This is a genomic window from Candidatus Manganitrophaceae bacterium, assembly GCA_012960925.1.
Classification (GTDB): domain Bacteria; phylum Nitrospirota; class Nitrospiria; order SBBL01; family JAADHI01; genus DUAG01.
This window is the reverse complement of sequence record DUAG01000019.1, coordinates 40,951-57,293: the sequence shown is the minus strand read 5'-3', so window position 1 is coordinate 57,293 and position 16,343 is coordinate 40,951. Positions and strand designations below refer to the sequence as shown.

Below are 16,343 nucleotides of genomic sequence, written 5' to 3'. Positions count from 1 at the left end.
AGGCTCTACTCTTCCAATCTGATTTCTTTCTGCTTTCCGACAAGAACCAGGACATATTGGTCTGGATGTAGGTACTTTTTTGCCACACGCCGGACATCCGCTACGGTAACACGATTGATCAATTCCGCATACTCCTTGAGGTAATGAAGGCCCAGGTTGTGAAATTCGATTTGTGGAAGGAGCGATGCGACCTTCCGTGTCGTATCAATCCGGAGGGGGAAACTTCCCACCATGTAGGCCTTCGCTTCGGAAAGCTCCTTCTTGCTGACATCTTTTTCTCGAATCTGATTGATTTCAGACAGAACCCCCTCAATGGCCTTCGGGGCATTGCCGTTTTCTGTCTGAAAGGTCACAGAAAAAGGACCGGGATCCTGATTGCCTGAAAACCTGGAATAGATGGAGTAGACCAGACCCTGATTATCACGGATCTCACTCATCAACCGGGAAGAGAAACCACCTCCACCCAGGATGTAGTTCATCACACGGACGGCGTAATAGTCGTCATTGCTGCGTTTGATACCAACATGTCCCAAAATCACGGTCGCCTGACTCAGATTCTTCTCAATCTTCCTGATCTTTTTTGATCGAAGCGGTTTCGACGGCTTAAATTCCAGCGAGGGAACCGTCCCCTTCTCCCATTTCCCGAAATACTTTTTAACCAGAGTCTCGGCCTCTTGAACCGTGACATCCCCCACAATTGAAATAATGGCATTGTTCGGACGATAGTATTTACGATGGAAGGCAACAAGATTGCTCTGCTTGATCTCATGCAAGCTCTCCTTAAACCCTTTTACGGGATGATGATAAGGGTGGCTCCCAAATGTTATTTCTCGAAAGGCCTGGCGGGCAATTGCGTGGGGTTGATCTTTTTCGGCCAGAATTTCTCCAAGGATGATGGTCCGAACCCGTTTTACTTCTTTGACGTCAAAGACCGGATGAATCAATATATCGGAAAGAAGATCAAAACCGGTCTCGACATCCTTTTTCAAAACCCGTAGACCCGTCGTGACATAATCGTAGCTTGTACGGACGGAAAGACGTGCCCCGACGGCAGCGATCGCATCAGAGATCTCCACGGCGCTTCGCCCCGCCGTTCCCTCATCCAGCAGACCCGCGGTGAGGTTGGCCAGGCCGGCTTGTGCGGTCGGATCATAAATCGACCCGGAACGCACAAGGACCTCCACACTCACGATCGGAAGTGAGTGCTGCGTCACAACGAGCAAGGTCATCCCATTTGGAGTGACCACCCGAATCGGCTTCAGTTCAGCCCTGAAGGACTCATGGGGAAAAGAGAGAGACAGGAAAGAATAAAAGACCAGTATAAAAAAGAGACCCGCGGGAGAATATTTTTTCCAAGGCTGCATCAGGACCCCCCATTCGATTTAACAGCAGGGGTAAGGGAATTCAAGGGGAGAAGAATTCCGACGTTTCGGGTGTCTCCTTTGAGGTATTTTCGTGCAATCCGCCGGACATCGTCTGAGGTGACTTTCCGGATGTTGTCGACATAGTCCAGGACATACTGATACCCGGCACCCACCGTTTCAGCCGTCCCGATCTGCATCGCCCTGAAAAAGTTGGAATCAGAACCCATAATGTATTCCGCCTCGATCTGGTTTCTGACCTTCGCCATTTCAGATTCCGGAACCAGATCCGATTGAAGCCGCGCAATTTCATGGTCAAGCGCCTTCTCCACGATCTCTGGTTTTTCCCCAGCCTGGGCCGTTGCATAGAGATAAAAGATCTCCGGATCAGTCGTCAGGCCATCGTAATACCCGCCGGCTTCAAGTGCAATCTCTTGCTCGTACACAAGGCTACGGTAGAGGCGGGAACTCTTTCCGGAGGAGAGAATTCTGGAAAGAACCGTCAAGGCATATGTATCCGGGCTCCGGTAGTTCGGAGCGTGGAAGCCGATGAAAACAAAAGGGAGCTGGGCCTCACGCTTCACGACGATACGCCGCTCCCCCTGCTGAGTGGGTTCTTGTGAAACCGCCTGAGGCGGATCCGGACCCTCTGGAATCTTTCCGAAGGCCTCGCGGATCTGCTTGATGAGTCTCTCCGACTCAAAATCTCCCACCATAACGATGGTTGCATTGTTGGGGACATAATACCGTTTATAGTGCTGAACAACATCTTCCCAGACCAGGGCGTCCAGGTCGCTCATCCAGCCGATTATAGGGAACCGGTATGGATGGACCAGAAATGAGACGGCATAGAGGCTTTCCATCAGATACGAATAGGGATCGTCGTCGGTGCGTGTCCGCCGTTCCTCTTTTACAACGGCACGCTCCATTTGAAATTCTTGCGGGTCGATCAGCAGGTTCTGCATCCGGTCTGACTCCAGCTTGAAGGAAAGCGCGATGCGATCGGCAGAAAAATTCTCAAAATAGGCCGTAAAATCGTTTCCGGTAAAGGCATTCTCCGTCCCGCCGTTCTTTGCGACGATCCGGGAGAATTCCCCCTTTCCGACCTGGGAGGTCCCTTTGAACATCATATGTTCTGTGAGATGAGAAAGGCCGGTTTTTCCATTCGTTTCATTCCGGGAACCGACCTTGTACCAGATCTGAAAGGTGACAACCGGGGCCTTATGTTCCTCCAAGAGAATCACAGTCAAGCCATTGTCCAATTGAAACTTCTGGATCTGGGCAGCGCCCAACGCAGGGGTGATGCCCCCAAAAAGAGCGAACAGGACAAAAAGATAAATAAAACGATGGCAAGATTTCAGTTTAAGACGCATGGCTGATCTAAAAAATAAGGTGTTCATATTATCAGATGGTGAAAAAAAGTGTCAAGAAAATCGGGCTGCTTGCTCCCTTCGGTTGTTTTGGATATTTTGTGAGATTTGACATCATTATTCGGGAAAACTTATAATTTCACACAATGAAAACAAGAATTACAGGAACCGGAGTCGCCTTCCCGAAACGGGCCGTATCAAACGCCGAACTCTCAAAGCGGCTTGGACTGAGTGAAGGGGAGATTGTCAGGCTTACCGGGATAGAAACCCGGTACTGGGTCGGAGAAGGAGAGACCGCTGCGACGCTTGCAGTAGAGGCAGCAAGGTCAGCCCTCGACGCGGCAGCATGCTCCATAGATCAGATCGACCTGATTGTCGTCTCGACAACATCACCCAATATGTTCTTCCCTTCAACCGCCTGTCTGGTTCAGAGAGATCTTTCCGCCAGACCCATTCCGGCCTTTGATATCAATGCCTCCTGCACCGGCTTTCTCTATGCGTTGTCCGTCGGAGACAACGCGATCCAGAGCGGTTCAGCCGCTCATGTCTTGATTATCTCGACCGAGGTAAAATCCCCCTTTCTGGACCTGGATGATCCTTCGACCTCCATCTTATTCGGTGATGGGGCCGGGGCGGTCGTCTTGTCGCCCGGGAAAGGGGGTATCCGCACCATTCGACTCTTTTCCGACGGATCGAGACACAAACTGATCCACCTGCCCGCCGGAGGTTCGCGCCAGCCGGCAACACAGGATTCACTTCGACAGGGATTGCACACCATGAAAATGGAGGGAAAAGCACTCTTCCGGATGGCTGTCAAGAAAATGGAGTCAGCGCTGACAGGCCTTTCCGAAGAATGCGCACTTCCCTTATCAGACATCGACTTTTTTATTTTTCATCAGGCCAATTTAAGAATTCTGGAGGCCCTGCTCAAAAGGAAGAAAATTCCTCTGAATAAAACCGAGATCACCATTCCCCGATTTGGAAACACCTCTTCTTCTTCTCTTCCGATCGCTCTGGACAGTGCAGTGCGTCAAGGACGATTGAAGAAGGGCGACACCCTGGTTCTCTGCGCTTTTGGCGGAGGAATGACCTGGGGAATCGCCTTGCTGGATTGGGAATGAAGGCAGATTGCCGCAACCAAAGCGGCAAGTCGCATTGTGACCTGCTGATTCGTCCGTGGTCCTGATACGAGACCCCATTCGAGGAACGTGGAATTTAGGGGGCTTTACCAATGATCCGTTTTCCAATATGAATCTATTGGTGATATAACTATGTGAGTGAGTCTTATCGCTGTCCAAAAGGCTTTGGATTTTTGACTCTAGCAAACAAAAAAGAACCCCTCTCTCTTTAAAACCTCAAGTAGGAGAACTGAATCAAATGCAAAAAGAAGAACAGATCTCTGGCGAATGCTGCTGGTGCAAACAGACGCTAAGTACAACGATTTATGGAATTGGATCCAGTTACTCAGAGACGGTCCCATCGGGTGAAACTTTCCATGAAGTTCCCCTCCCCAAGTCAGACCGCTCCATTTACGGTGCAATACTCAATAAGCGTTCTCAGGCCTTCACCGCAGGTTTTCACTTGATGTTCGCCACGTGCTCAGAGGCTTGTACGCAAGAATTGAATAAGGCGTTGACTCTTGAAAAGAGCCGTTTCCCAAGGCGTACTCCGTTGAATGTCGACAGCTAAATAAAAGTCACCTCTCGCGAACACCCCCTAAAAAGGACGGAGATTACGTTCACTCGCGGAAAAATCCTGGAGAATTACGTGCTGAATCGTTACGGTCAGGCGAGAAAAATTTTGTCCCGTCCCATCACCTTGGCTCGATACATCGCCTGGTCTGCAAGACAAACCAGATCGGTCTTATTCTTGGCCTGGTCCGGGAATCCTGCAATACCAAAACTCGCGGTGAGGTGAAGGGATAATCCTTCCTTCTTCAGAAACTCATACGAATGGATGGCGTTTCGAATACGGCGGGCAATACGGCCAGCGATTTCCACGCTGGTCTCGGGGAGAACAACCACGAACTCATCGCCGCCATATCGGGCAACGATGTCGATTTCTCGTAGGCTGTTGTTCAGAATATTGGCAACTTCAACCAGAACCTGGCTTCCCATGAGGTGGCCATGTTGATCATTGACCAGCTTAAAAAAGTCCATGTCCAGAAATATGAGAGAAAGCCGAATGGAATATCGTCTACACCGCTTGATTTCCAAATCCAGGATATGGTCCAGGTAGCGAATGTTATAGAGGTGAGTCAGATCATCCGTTGACGCAAGATCCGCCATTTTTTTGTAAAGGTCCGAACGCTCAATTGCCAAAGTAGCCTGGTCGCCCAGTTTAGACAATAGACTCAGATCGTTTTCATCGAATGGCGTCTCATCCGCACGATTGACCATCTGAATAACACCGATCACCTTTTTCTTGCTGATAATCGGCAGACAAAGGGCCGTCCTGGCCCCGACGTGGGGATAAAACTCCTTGGGCTGGAACTGCCATTGGCTCGAAAAATCGGAGATAAGAAGCGGCTTCCCTTGTTCTGCAACCCAGCCTGCAGGACCTTCTCCCATTTTGTAGCGAAGCTTTTTTGCCACTTTCATCGTCGGCCCTTTGACCATCTTAAAATAGAGCTCTTTTTTTGACTCATCGACCAGGATTAGAGACCAGGACTCGCACCTGAGTATCTTGCGAGCCGTATCCATAATGACCCGAAGGACCTTCTCAAACTCAAGGACCGAGGAAAGGGCCTTCCCAAACACGATAAAGGAGGAAAGTTCCTTGGTTCTCCGACGAAGTTCTTGCTTAAGACGCGTGTTTTCTTTGCGAAGATGACTCAGGTCGCTACCTTTACGCGCCGGTTTTCGCTCGTTCTCCGTTTTGATCTTTTTCATTTCTTATCTTCCACAGCATTTCTTATATTTCTTACCGCTCCCGCAAGTGCAGGGATCATTCCTGCCAACCTTTTTCCCTTCACGATGCACCGTCCGGGGCGGCGTTGACTCACCGCGATTCATCTGCATCTCCTGCTCACCCGGAAAAAAGGCCGCGATCGGCTTCCTTTCCTCTCGGACAATCTGAACACGGAAGAGTTGTTCTATCGTGTCTCCTTTTATCCGGTCAATCATTGCGGTGAACATCTCAAAACCTTCCTTCTTATACTCGCTGAGAGGCTCCTTTTGACCGTATCCGCGTAAACCAATCCCTTCTTTTAAGGAATCCATCGCAAGAAGATGATCCTTCCAGTGGGAATCGATCATACGAAGAAAGATCTGCTTCTCCAGTTGATGCATTAATTCTTTGCCAAATCCAGCTTCCTTCTGACGAAAAACCTCCTGAACATTCTGGAGAATCCCCTCTTTTAGGGCATCCCTGCCGATATCGGGAAAGCCGAGCGCCTCTTTTGTAACACTCAAAGAGAAGTGATGCGATAGGGCCTCTGTCAAACCCGCTCCGTCCCATGCCTCGGAATAGGCCTCTTCCGGGCAATATGCCATCAGGAGATTGTCGATCAATTCATCGATTAGTTCTTGAATATCTTCTTCAATCCCCTCATCGGAAAGGACCTCTCTGCGTCGGGCATAAATGGCGGTACGCTGCATATTCATTACATCATCATATTCAAGAAGTTGTTTCCGAATATCGAAGTTATGAGACTCCACTCGTTTCTGAGCGTTTTCAATGGCACGGCTAACCATGCGATGCTCAATCGGAACCCCCTCTTCCATACCGAGACGGTTCATGAGTTTTGCAATACGGTCCGACCCGAAAATTCGGAGGAGATCATCTTCCAGAGAGAGGTAAAAGCGTGAAGACCCCGGATCTCCCTGACGACCTGAACGGCCTCTTAATTGATTATCAACCCGCCGGGATTCGTGCCGCTCCGTTCCGATAATATGGAGCCCCCCCAGCTCGATGACCTCTTTCTTCCCACGCCCAACCTCCTCGATGATCTTCCCTTCTGCATTTTGGAGGTCCTCTTCAGATGTGTCAGGATGCTGTTTTTTGTATTGGTCGAATAAAAACTCTGCATTGCCTCCCAAGAGGATATCGGTCCCACGGCCAGCCATATTGGTGGCAATCGTCACGGCCCCTTTGCTTCCGGCCTGGGCAATAATAGCGGCTTCCTTATCATGATGCTTCGCATTGAGGACAGAATGTATGATCCCTTTACGCTTTAAAAGGGCAGAGATTAGTTCGGAGTCTTCGATCGAGATCGTCCCAACCAGAGTCGGATGTCCGACCTCATTGAGTTCAATAATCTCCTGAACGATCGCCTCAAACTTTTCCTTCTGAGTGCGATAAATCACATCTGAAAGATCTTCCCGGATCATGCTGCGATTCGGTGGAATAACAAGGACTTCCAGGTTATAGGTCTTTGCAAATTCGGCCGCCTCGGTATCCGCGGTACCGGTCATTCCCCCCAATTTATGATACAGCCTGAAATAATTCTGAAAGGTAATCGACGCCAGGGTTTGATTTTCGTTGGCGATTTTCACTCCCTCTTTTGCTTCCACGGCCTGGTGAAGACCGTCACTCCATCTCCGGCCCGCCATCATCCGCCCGGTAAACTCGTCGACGATGACCACCTCTCCGTCCTTGACTACATAATCAATATCCCGTTTGAACATGACATGGGCCTTTAAGGCCTGAAGCACATGGTGAACCAGGGAGATATTGGCAAGATCATATAGGTTATCGACCTCCAATAAGGCCTCTACCTTGACGTTTCCCTCCTCTGTCAGTGTGACCGTCTTAGACTTCTCTTCGAGCGTGTAGTCAACCTCTTTCTTTAGGGATGGGATGATCTGATTGACCCGGTAATAGAGTGCCGTTGATTTCTCGGCAGGGCCTGATATGATGAGCGGGGTACGCGCCTCGTCAATTAAGATACTGTCGACCTCGTCAATAATGGCATAGTGGGGATCGCGCTGGACAAAGCTCTTTGGATCAAACTTCATGTTGTCGCGAAGATAATCAAAACCAAACTCGTTATTCGTCCCATAGGTCACATCCGAACCATAGGCGGCTTGCCGTTCCTCATCCGTGGCATCATGCCGAATGCTTCCAACCGTCAGGCCAAGAAATCGATAAACCTTTCCCATCCATTCGGCATCCCGTGTGGCCAGATAATCATTGACGGTAACAACATGCACCCCATTTCCAGCCAAGGCGTTCAAATAAACCGGAAGCGTCGCGGCCAAGGTTTTCCCCTCACCCGTCCTCATCTCGGCAATTTTCCCTTCATGCAGAATAATCCCGCCTAAAATCTGGACATCAAAATGGCGCATACCGAGAACTCGCTTTGACGCTTCCCTGACAAGCGCAAAGGCCTCCGGGAGGATGGCATCAAGTCGTCTCGCAAGTTCCTTCGATCGCTCAACCGCCGCCCCCTCTTCTCGACCCTCTTCTTCCGCATCACTGGCAGTTTCCTTGTCCTCTGTAGAGATAAGAATCTGCGCCTTAAAAAGATCAGTTTTCTCCCGCAACTGTTGATCAGTCAGTTTTAAGAAGGATTCCTCCAGGGCATTGACTTGAGAGACAAGGGGCTGTAAGCGCTTCAATTCCCTGTCATTGCGGCTCCCAATAACTTTTCTTACAAGATTCCTTAACATCCCGGCTCCATAAAATTCTTATTTCTCATTCGACCCTGATCTTGAAGAACCCCACCCCAGAAGAAGGAGGATTACACTCACTAGGAGTATTCATCCCTTGTAGCGAAAACAAGCTGATTTTATCATAAAACTGTCATCCCTGCCATTGCAAAAACCCCGGCAAGAAGATCCTTGTCGGGGTTTTTGCAATTCCACATTCAATTAATTGTTACATCGATTTCTGAATATCAGAGGCCTGAGGACCCTTCTCTCCCTGGGTCACTTCAAACTCAACGGCATCCCCTTCAGCCAAAGTCTTAAAACCATCCCCCGCAATCGCTGAGAAGTGGACAAAAACATCTCCACCGTCTTCCCTTTCAATAAATCCATACCCTTTTTTTTCGTTAAACCATTTCACCTTACCTTTTACCGCCATCGGACCTGTAAACCTCCTCCTACCCGGTAAGACCGACCGCGTGGGCGGCCATACCAGCGTTGATAATCCGGGAGAGAAAATGGTGAACCGCCCTTTGCTCTCCTCCTTATTGCAGGAAAGAACCAACCGCTCCTGCAAACTGACCCCCACCGTCCCTCATTATTAATTGGATAAGTTTGAAGCGACTGATCGTGAGACCCTTATTTAGTAATTTGAACGAAGTTGCTGGAAAGTCCACATAGGCATAGAATCAGTTCAGGATGTATTTCATCGGATCAACGGGTATTGAATTTACGAAAACTTCATAGTGAAGGTGTGGACCGGTCGAGAGGCCTGTGTTACCAACATAACCAATGATCTCCCCCCGTTTCACCTTTTGACCGACCTTCACCGATGCTTTTGAGAGATGACCATAGTGTGTAACATACCCATAGCCATGATTCAGTTTTAAAAACTTACCGAAACCCCCATTAAATCTGGAATAGGAAACAACCCCCCCCGCCGGAGCAATAATAGCCGTTCCCGGCCGTGCGGCAATATCAATCCCCTTATGCCGTTGAAATCGCCCGGTAAAAGGAGAAATTCGCTTTCCAAACGAAGAGCTGACCCATCCGTCTGTCGGCCAAACTGAGGGGGTGGAAGCCCATAGGGCCTGGCGGCTGCGGACCGCCTCGGCAAGCTCCTGGAAACTTTTCTCTTGCCGAATCGACTTTTCCCTGAGTTCCCCCAAGTCTGACCGGATGGAAGATGTTGTCCTCAACATAGAATCAGATCCAAGCATTGCATCGCGTGGATCCTCTCCGCTTTCGGGCCCACCACGCCCAAGAGAACTCCGACTCTCCTGACCAAAGCCGATATCCGTAATCACACGTAACTTACGGTCAAACTCAACCAAACGGGTCATCTGCTTCTTCAGGGCATCGATGGTTCCGACAAAACTTTGGATTTGTATTTTCTGAGCTTTGGTTTCTCTTCGAAGGTCTTTAAGGTCAGAAAGCTGGTCCAACATCAAGAAGTATCGTGCAAAGAATAAAACCAAAAGGAGGACAAAAACAGAGGTAAATCCAAGGAGGGCTTTTAATATCGTTTTTCTTAAAGTAAACCGGTAGGGTTCCGACGTCGGACTCGGGAGGACGACAACCGTGTACACTTCTCGCTTCTTCCCCATCCACTAACTCCTAACGCCGGAGGCATGGTAGCATATGACTCCCACGCTGTCAAGCTTCTTATACCGAACAGCCATCTTCAATGATTGCAAAACAAGACCTCTTTTATAAGGTACGAAACCACCTCGATTTTCCTAAATCCTAACAGGTTTCTTCACATTGTCAAGTCCCACAATACCGACAAGGAAACATTATTTAAATTCTGGAGGACTGACCTCACAGGACCATCTTTACAGTAGAATTAAGGGCGATTCGGAACAGGCGGGCCAGGCGACATCTGTGGAGGCATTGAGATCTTGCGATACCCTTCGGGAACTTCGAAGAGGGCCGGATCAAGTTTTTTTACCGTAATGTTGGCCAATTGTACCAGAACATGCTCATTTTTATTGAAAAACTCCTGGCGGATCGGGGCATTGTTGAGGTCAATCAACTCCCAGGCAAAACCGCTTAAGCGGCTGCCATCCTTGTCTTTCCAGACGAGCTTAAACTTGTTCGTCATTCGGCCAGCAACATGTTCCTTCGTGACAAAGATCTTTTCAATGCCCATCCTTGATCCAGGGTCCATCGGGTTTCCTTCCCCCTCTTTTCCCAGGGTTTCCATGTACATCTTTTCATTCGGCATCAATACCCACATGACGGGAGGGCTCTTGTCGCCACGAGAGATATTGATCGACTTCCGCCCTCCAATCGTCGTTTCCATGCGCAACTTCTTGCCCTGGGAGTAGATCTTGGCTTCCATGATCCGCCGATCTCCCCCAAACTCACCGTGAGAGATCGTAATATACTGATCGGCCATATAATCAGCCCAGACGCTCGAAACCGCGAGTGAGGCGACGAACAAGGCAACCAAAATGATGAAGGTTGCACTCCGGGGCGTATCTCGTTTCAACATTATTTCTCCTCTTATCAGGTAATCATTCAGCGTGCCTGGATAAGCCTTCAGGGCAAGGCACGAGGAACACAGAACCGCAACGTATGTCCATACGTGAGGATTCGAGTACCGCAGCAACACAGCCATGGGGGCTTAGATGGGTATGCTGATGGTTACCTTGGAACCATAGCATTTTCAACCTTACGACGCAACGGGGTCAGCATGCTCTTCAGGAACGGTCGAGGAGTCAACAGGCTTCTTCCACTGAAGATAGCCCAGGAAAAGGGTTTCAAAAGTCATCCACCCGGAACAGGCGGCCATAAGGAGTCCAAAATCGATTGAAGGGCTTAGGTTCACCAGAAAAACCTTTCGGAGGAGGTAGGCCCATATCAAAAAATAGGTCAAGGCCATCGTGAAACCCGGCCAGATGAAAAACCGAATCAGCACCGGAAAACCGGGGGGTTCTTCGAGTGACCAGGTATAGGCAAAGGTCGCGACGATGCCGACGATGGTCCCGATGGCCACCGCCTGATGAAGCGTGTTTGGGAGAAGCGGTCCAAGAAAGGCGCCTGTCACTCCCCCTCCGATTATAACGGTAGACAGCAGGGCAAAGATTTTCGCCGGAGCAACCGGAAAGAGCTCTGCGATCGAACGGTTATCCGGGAAGATCGAGATCTGATCCTGTGCTACCGCTTTGGCCCTATAGTAGCCGATTTCAAACCCATCTCTCGCTGCCGCACTCGCAACAAAACTAATCAGCGCCGCCCGGAAGGTGTCATAACCGAAGAGAAACTCAACAATCCCCAGAATCATCCAGTAGAGGGCAAACCCGTAGAGAAAGCCTATCTTGATGGCCAGGTATTTCATCTCATTGGGGCGTTCCCGCCAGAGGTCCGCCAGGGGACGACCGTATCCTTTCGCATAAGCATAGAGCACAACGGGAACACAAGATAGAGACGACAGAAAACCGATCAAGACCAGCTCCATCACACCAGGGTCAGTCAGCAGAAAATAGGTAATACCCATAAATGGAATCAGTACGGCAAACCCGGCTTGTAAGATTATTTTCAATTTGAGCCGTCGTGCGACTTTGTCTTTTGCGATGTCGCCTCCATAAACAACCCGTAATTTCATTCTGTGAAGCATTTAATTTCGATCTCCCTATTGATTCTGTTTAGAGAGTGCCTTTCCCCAGGCCACAACCATGGCCCGGAGGACATCCACCAGGATAATTTTTTGAATCGCATTTCCCTGAAAAGCCGTCATCTCATCGATCATGGCCTTGGCAGCGGCGTCCGGAGAAACCCTTCCGACACCGGTCCCCAATCCGGGAAACCCGAGACAAGAGATCTGTCCTTTTTCTGCAAGATCCAGCGCAGCACGGGTCACTTTTCTCACATTCTTAACTGGAATCGCCTCCGCTGGCCGAACCATGGTCGGCGCATGAATGATCCCCTTGAACTGGCACTTACCCCCACCCGTCAAGACGGCCATTCCCACTAAAATTGGTGCCTGCTTCATCGCCTCAAGCTCGACCACCTCTCCAGCCGCCCGGCGGATGACACCTGCAACCCCGCCGCCCATCTGTCCCCGGCAATTCGCCGGATTGACAATAACATCGGCCCCGCAATCCAGAAGATTCCCTTCAATGATTTCTATCTTTATTGATCTTCCAATAGCGTCCAAGCCCCTTTTCTACGGACCCACTTCAATCTGCTCTACCTTCCCCAGAGTCGACAGGGCCTGATCAAATTGAGTCTCGTCGCCAACCGCCAGGATCACCAGTCGGTCGGGATGAAGATATTCCCTGGCAACCCGCAAGACATCCGATTTTGTGACCTTTGCGACATTGTCCCGGTATTGTTCCAGATAATCTGACGGGAGACCGTAATATTCCAGCGACATCTGCTGACCCACAATCTGTGCCGGACTCGAGAAAGAAAAAATAAAAGAGTTAAGAAAGGCATCCTTGGCTCGCTTCAGCTCTTCGTCCGAAACAGGTTCCTTTCGAATCTTTTCGATGTGCTCTATGATGGTCGAAATGGCTTGATACGTCGACTCGACCCGCGTCCCGCTATACGCGAGGAAGACCCCCCGTTCCAACTTTCCGGGCCGAAAAATAGATCCGACAGAATAGGCCAGGCCCTGACGGCTTCTGATGTCTGAAAAGAGCCGGCTGGCCATCCCCCCGCCCCCGAGCACATCGTTCATGATCGACAGAGCGAAAGAATCGGGGTTTACCTGCTTGATCCCGAGATGGCCGATGCGGACCTGAGTCTGTGTAATCGGTCGTTGAATGTGGTAGACACCCCCTGCCTTCCGTGTACGCACCGGCAGAACTTTCGGTAAAAGGACCTCTCTCTTTGGCCAGCCCGCAAAGGCTTTCTCAATTTTTTCGATCATCACTCTTTTATCAAAATCACCGGTAACCCCAACCATGATATTGTTCGGCACAAAATATTTTTCATGGAAGGCAATGAGATCCTCCCGATGAATCGCGTTGACCGTCTCTTCCGTCGATTCTCTGGCATAGGGATTGTCCTCACCGTAGAGCTGTTTCCAAAACTCCCGGCTCGCTATCGAAGAGGGGCGGTCATTGCGTCTACGGATTCCCTCCAAGGCCCTGTTCTTTACAAGAGTAAGTTTTTCTTCCTCAAAGGCGGGATGCATCAGGATGTCGGCCAGCAATTGAAGTCCGAAGTCAAAATCCTTCTTCAGAACATCCAGGGAGGCCCCTCCTGAATCCGTCCCGATCCAGACCGACAAACCGGCGGCAATCTGGTCCAGCGCCTCATCAATCTCATCTCCGCGAAGTTGGCGGGTTCCTCCGGTCCGCATGACGGTTCCCGTCATGCCCGCTAGGGCGATCTTGTCCGCAGGTTCGTAGAGATCCCCGGTCCGTATCTTCATCTGAAGATTGATCAGGGGAAGTTCATGGTCCTCCAACAAGTAGAGAACCATGCCGTTTGAGAGGGTCATCCGCTCCGCCTTGGGAGGCTGGAAGGGTTGGGGAGGGAAAACCAAAGTTCTCGGGTCGGATAATCCTTCGGCCCCCGAATGCTGCACCTGATGAAGCGGGAGACAGGCCGAATAGAGGAAAACAACCAGGGTGAGCAAAACCATCTTTTTCATCTTTGCCCAACTCATTGCGCTATCTCCTTGTCATTTGATTTTTTTTCCTGTTGAACCAGGGTAGCAACGGTCCGGCTTTTTTTTATGAAGTAGGTCCGGGCGACACGCATCACATCCTCGCCGGTCACCTTTGCGATGGCATCCCGGTTTCGAAGGGTATACCGCCAATCATCGGCCACCGCTTCAAAATAGGAAAGCTGGGCCGCCAGACCGCTATTCGACCGGAGAGAGCGGATCAGGGAGGCGTCGATGTTTGTGATGACCTTTTGAAGCTCTTTTTCAGTGGGCGGTTCTGTTTTCAAGCGTTCCAGCACGGCATAAATCGCCTCCTCTAATTCCAGGGTGGTGTGCGGAGCGCGAGGAGTCGCGGAAATCGTAAAAAGACTCGGATAACGCGCGCCAGGGCTTCCGGCCCTGCTCGATACGCTGACCGCAACCTTTTCTTCCTTGACCAGTTTTTTATAAAGCCGGGAAGTCCGCCCCATGGAGAGGAGGGAATCGATCACATCAAAAACGGCATCATCCGGGTGATGCAGGTTGGGTTTGTGGTAACCGATGAGCAGTCTGGGGTTTGACTCATCCTCGACCTCTACCCGCCGTTCACCCCGCTGCGGGGGCTCTACCGTCACCACCTTTGGAGGGAGAGGACCGGAAGGGATTGTTCCGAAAGAAGCCTCTAGAAGGGGAAGAACTTCCGCCGCCTTAAAATCACCGACCAATGCAATAATCGTATTGTTTGGCGCATAATAGGTCTTGAAAAAGAGGGCCGTTTTCGTGGCAGAAAGAGAGCCGACATCTGAAGGCCAGCCAAGTGTAGGATAGCCGTAGGGATGGGCAACAAAGGCCGTTGAGAGAAAGGTCTCATACAACTTTCCGATCGGGCTTGTCTCGACGCTCATTCGGCGTTCTTCCAGAACGACATCTCTCTCCTTGTAAAATTCACGCAGGACCGGATTGGCCATCCGGTCCGATTCTATCGCGATCCAGAGAGGAACCCGGTTTGCCGGGAGGCTGACAATATAAGAGGTTACATCACGGCTGGTGGAGGCATTAAAACCAACCGCCCCATTCCGATCGTAGATCTCTCCGACTTCATTTGGTACAACCCATTGTCCTGCCTCTTCTTGGAGCAAAGTAAATTTTTCCTTCAATACCTCTAGCCGTCCCGGCTCTGCATTGCTTCCCTTCCTTTCTTCCAATACAATCATATCGTTCAGCTTTTCAATTTTGGCCAGAACCTTCTCTTCTTTCTCAAAATCAGATGTGCCGAGCGTCCGGGTCCCTTTAAATGCCATATGTTCATAGAGATGGGCCACGCCGGTTATCCCACTGACTTCATCCGTAGAACCAACGTTGTAAACAATACGGAAGGAGACCGTTGGCACCTGATGCCGCTCGACCATCAGGACCCTTAGGCCGTTTGAGAGCGTATACTCAATGACACGATCAGCCAAGGTCTGGGCCCCAACCCCGCTTGTTGTCAAAATCAACCATGGAACAAAAAATAAAAGTTTCTTCACATCGGCTCCTTTATACCTGCGCCAATATGTATTAGCGCAAATGGCAGTACATGAGAGATTATGTCCCTTCTGAAAAGAGGGTCATTAAGGCCTCGCCCGTTTCTACAAAGAAGTCGGGGCTTTCAGAAAGAAGTTCATCGGCATTCCCAAAACCGTAGGCGACGGCACACGATCTCACCCCGGCGGAACGGGCGGCATAGATATCGTTAAGCGAGTCGCCGATCATGACGGCATCCGATGTCGGCGTGTCGAGTACCCCCAATGTTTTCAGGATCATTTCGGGGTGAGGCTTCAACTGTGTATCCGGCTCACTTCCGATAATAAAGTCAAATGCCTTGTCCACTCCCAGCCCTTCCAGAATTTTTTTTGCATAGACATGAGGCTTGTTGGTCACAAGGGCTATTTTCATCTGGTTGTAATGGTTAAGGACCTCACGGATACCCGGATAAAGCCTTGTTTCGTCGAGAAGATGTTCCAGGTAATGCCCCCTGAATATTTCGAGTGCCCGGTCAATCAGATGCGCATCCGTACTTTCTACCGCATCCAGGATGAGTTTCCGGACCCCGTTCCCCACATAGCCGTAGATAGTTTCATTTGGCTTTTCGGGAAGACCAAGATCCCGAAAGGTGAGATTGACCGACTTGGCAATGTCCCGCTTCGAGTCAATCAAGGTCCCGTCAAGATCAAAGATCAGAAGCCCCGCGTCAACCACAATGCTCATCCTCACCATTAGCACCCAAGCTTGCACACATGGTGGCTACTATAAGAGATACAGAGAGGATTTTCAATCCCTGAAACCGCAGATTCACCTCCTTATACTGAGTGATGAGGTCTTGAAGAAGGGTAGAATCCTTGACATGGCAGTGGAAAACGGATACGCTTTAATCGGTTCACTT

Annotated in this window: 14 protein-coding genes; 2 read left to right on the top strand and 12 right to left on the bottom strand. The window is 50.2% G+C overall.

Going from position 1 to position 16,343, the window contains the following annotated elements; translation table 11 throughout:
• Positions 1 to 5: 5 nt before the first annotated feature.
• Both EYQ01_02830 and EYQ01_02825 read right to left on the bottom strand, forming a co-directional pair.
• Entirely contained in the window at positions 6 to 1,364 is a 1,359-nt protein-coding gene (locus tag EYQ01_02830; GenBank protein HIE64750.1) for an insulinase family protein, read from the bottom strand.
• Positions 1,364 to 2,734, bottom strand: coding sequence for an insulinase family protein (locus EYQ01_02825; protein ID HIE64749.1), 1,371 nt, complete (start codon positions 2,732 to 2,734; stop codon positions 1,364 to 1,366). Before EYQ01_02825 ends, EYQ01_02830 begins: the two co-directional genes overlap by 1 nt.
• A gap of 143 nt (positions 2,735 to 2,877) precedes the next feature.
• Here EYQ01_02825 and EYQ01_02820 point away from each other — a divergent pair, with 143 nt between their 5' ends.
• Positions 2,878 to 3,852, top strand: coding sequence for a ketoacyl-ACP synthase III (locus tag EYQ01_02820; GenBank protein HIE64748.1), 975 nt, complete (start codon positions 2,878 to 2,880; stop codon positions 3,850 to 3,852).
• 256 nt (positions 3,853 to 4,108) lie between these two features.
• Positions 4,109 to 4,420: a hypothetical protein gene (locus EYQ01_02815; GenBank protein ID HIE64747.1), complete on the top strand. Its 312-nt coding sequence runs from the start codon at positions 4,109 to 4,111 to the stop codon at positions 4,418 to 4,420.
• Between the two features lie 95 nt (positions 4,421 to 4,515).
• Here EYQ01_02815 and EYQ01_02810 read toward each other — a convergent pair whose 3' ends face one another.
• From EYQ01_02810 to EYQ01_02765, 10 genes are all read right to left on the bottom strand, one after another.
• Positions 4,516 to 5,622 (bottom strand): sensor domain-containing diguanylate cyclase, encoded by a 1,107-nt coding sequence (locus tag EYQ01_02810; GenBank protein ID HIE64746.1) that lies wholly within the window; start codon positions 5,620 to 5,622, stop codon positions 4,516 to 4,518.
• Positions 5,623 to 5,625: 3 nt separating this feature from the next.
• Complete coding sequence (secA, locus tag EYQ01_02805) at positions 5,626 to 8,343, bottom strand: preprotein translocase subunit SecA (GenBank protein HIE64745.1); 2,718 nt, start codon at positions 8,341 to 8,343, stop codon at positions 5,626 to 5,628.
• Positions 8,344 to 8,551: 208 nt separating this feature from the next.
• A complete protein-coding gene (locus EYQ01_02800; protein HIE64744.1) occupies positions 8,552 to 8,758 on the bottom strand; it encodes a cold shock domain-containing protein in 207 nt (68 codons plus the stop codon).
• A gap of 250 nt (positions 8,759 to 9,008) precedes the next feature.
• A complete protein-coding gene (locus EYQ01_02795; protein HIE64743.1) occupies positions 9,009 to 9,662 on the bottom strand; it encodes a M23 family metallopeptidase in 654 nt (217 codons plus the stop codon).
• 503 nt (positions 9,663 to 10,165) lie between these two features.
• Positions 10,166 to 10,816, bottom strand: coding sequence for a hypothetical protein (locus EYQ01_02790; GenBank protein HIE64742.1), 651 nt, complete (start codon positions 10,814 to 10,816; stop codon positions 10,166 to 10,168).
• A gap of 180 nt (positions 10,817 to 10,996) precedes the next feature.
• Entirely contained in the window at positions 10,997 to 11,941 is a 945-nt protein-coding gene (locus tag EYQ01_02785) for a hypothetical protein (protein HIE64741.1), read from the bottom strand.
• Positions 11,942 to 11,956: 15 nt separating this feature from the next.
• Positions 11,957 to 12,460 (bottom strand): macro domain-containing protein, encoded by a 504-nt coding sequence (locus EYQ01_02780; GenBank protein HIE64740.1) that lies wholly within the window; start codon positions 12,458 to 12,460, stop codon positions 11,957 to 11,959.
• 30 nt (positions 12,461 to 12,490) lie between these two features.
• On the bottom strand, positions 12,491 to 13,942 hold the full coding sequence (locus tag EYQ01_02775; protein HIE64739.1) for an insulinase family protein: 1,452 nt from the start codon (positions 13,940 to 13,942) through the stop codon (positions 12,491 to 12,493).
• Positions 13,939 to 15,447, bottom strand: coding sequence for an insulinase family protein (locus tag EYQ01_02770; protein HIE64738.1), 1,509 nt, complete (start codon positions 15,445 to 15,447; stop codon positions 13,939 to 13,941). The genes EYQ01_02775 and EYQ01_02770 overlap by 4 nt, the downstream gene beginning before the upstream one ends.
• A gap of 58 nt (positions 15,448 to 15,505) precedes the next feature.
• Positions 15,506 to 16,195 carry an HAD family hydrolase gene (locus EYQ01_02765; GenBank protein ID HIE64737.1) on the bottom strand — a complete coding sequence of 230 codons (690 nt, stop codon included), beginning with the start codon at positions 16,193 to 16,195 and terminating at the stop codon, positions 15,506 to 15,508.
• Between the last annotated feature and the right edge of the window lie 148 nt (positions 16,196 to 16,343).